1 protein-coding gene and 1 pseudogene are annotated in these 1,481 nt (G+C 53.7%); both read left to right on the top strand.

Going from position 1 to position 1,481, the window contains the following annotated elements; translation table 11 throughout:
• Nucleotides 1-1,061 (top strand): thioesterase domain-containing protein (locus NKH49_RS34645; RefSeq protein WP_352930176.1); only part of this gene is annotated, 1,061 nt, incomplete at its 5' end.
• A 142-nt stretch (nt 1,062-1,203) separates the two neighbouring features.
• A pseudogene (locus NKH49_RS35085) lies at nt 1,204-1,377 on the top strand (transposase); the annotation flags it as partial.
• Nucleotides 1,378-1,481: the final 104 nt, after the last annotated feature.

Raw genomic sequence — 1,481 nt, 5'->3', positions numbered from 1 at the left:
CGGCGCTGGCACAGATCTGGGCGGAGCTTCTCGGGGTCGAGCGGGTCGGACGCCACGATAACTTCTTCGAACTCGGCGGCCACTCGCTCTTGGCGGTGCAGCTACTCAGCCGAGCATCAGATCTTGGACTGAAGTTTAGCGCGGCTGATCTCTTTCATGCTCCTGTCCTGAAGGAGCTTGCATCGAAGGTCGAGATTGACTTTCACCGACATAGACCTGGCATTCTACCCGTTCGTGCGACGGGATCTCAACCGCCGCTCTTCTTTGTTCCCGACGGTTGGGGCGATTGTTCCTATGTCATTAGTTTGGTAAAGGAAATGAACATAGACTGTCCCGTCTATGCTTTGCCATGGCCGTCTTCCGATGAAGCTCGTTCACTGACCCTTGAAGCGATTGCTGACACGGTCATCCTGGCAATCAAAGAAATTCAGCCGCAAGGTCCATACCGCTTTGCAGGATACTCCTCGGGTGGCATCTTGGCTTACGCCATAGCCCAGCGCTTACTGGGTCTGGATGAAACCGTGTCTTTCATGGCGTTCATCGATGTTGCGCTATTTGCAAATCGATCGAGCATATCCCCCTCTCAGATCGTCCGAAATATCGTACTGGAAGGTTTCGAATCCTTGGATGATGAGAGCTTCGAAGTGTTGGAACGCTTTGCTGGACAATGTTCAATTGCTCAGCTGCTTGAAAAGGCACAGAAAATTGGGGCGACACCTCCGGATCGTGATCTCCACAATGACGTTCTGATGTTTGAAAGAATCGCCCAATTTCATAGGGCGCTGCAGTCGTATCAAGTTCCGTCCCTGCCAATTGAGATTCATCAGTTTTATGCAGCTGATCCTTTCCTCAGCCGTCGTGTGCGACTGGGCGAGAGCTCAATTGGCCCAGAGGCAAGATCGCTCATGCGCGGCTGGGACCGAATTTTGAGTGCAGCGGCCATCCATGCAGTTCCAGTTCCAGGCAATCACGACACGATGATGGTAAACCCAGAAAACCGCAAAGTGCTGGCACTCATGTTATCAAGAGCCTTAAACAGTTTCGCCGACAACACACGCTAAGGAGAGGTGACGATGACACGCTTGCCCCGCCCCAACTCTTACCTCCCATTAACTTGCTTGCTCCTTACCGCGGGAGGCGATGAGAGCATCCAACTGAATAAATACGGGCGCCAACCTACACCCGAAAACGGACTCTTTTCGTTTGGCTCTGCGACGGTATGCACGATCTCTGAAGCCGGATTTTGTGCGCCTGGTGCGGGCGATCCGGAGCAACTGGCCGAGCACCCGGATCCTGATCCGGGCCCACAGCCACTATTGCAGTCCGCAGATCATCGACTGGTGCCGCGCTAACGATGTCGACTTCATCCTTGGCGTGGTGCGTATTCCGGTGATGCCGGACGGCTATTCCAATCTGAAGCCGGACAGGTATTCCGATTTCATGCCGGACACGATTCCGATTTGAAGCCGGACAGTTAGTGT

The organism is Mesorhizobium sp. M1088 (assembly GCF_040318575.1).
GTDB lineage: Bacteria > Pseudomonadota > Alphaproteobacteria > Rhizobiales > Rhizobiaceae > Mesorhizobium.
Note: the sequence above shows the minus strand (reverse complement) of the source record. Positions and strands in the feature narration are given on the sequence as shown.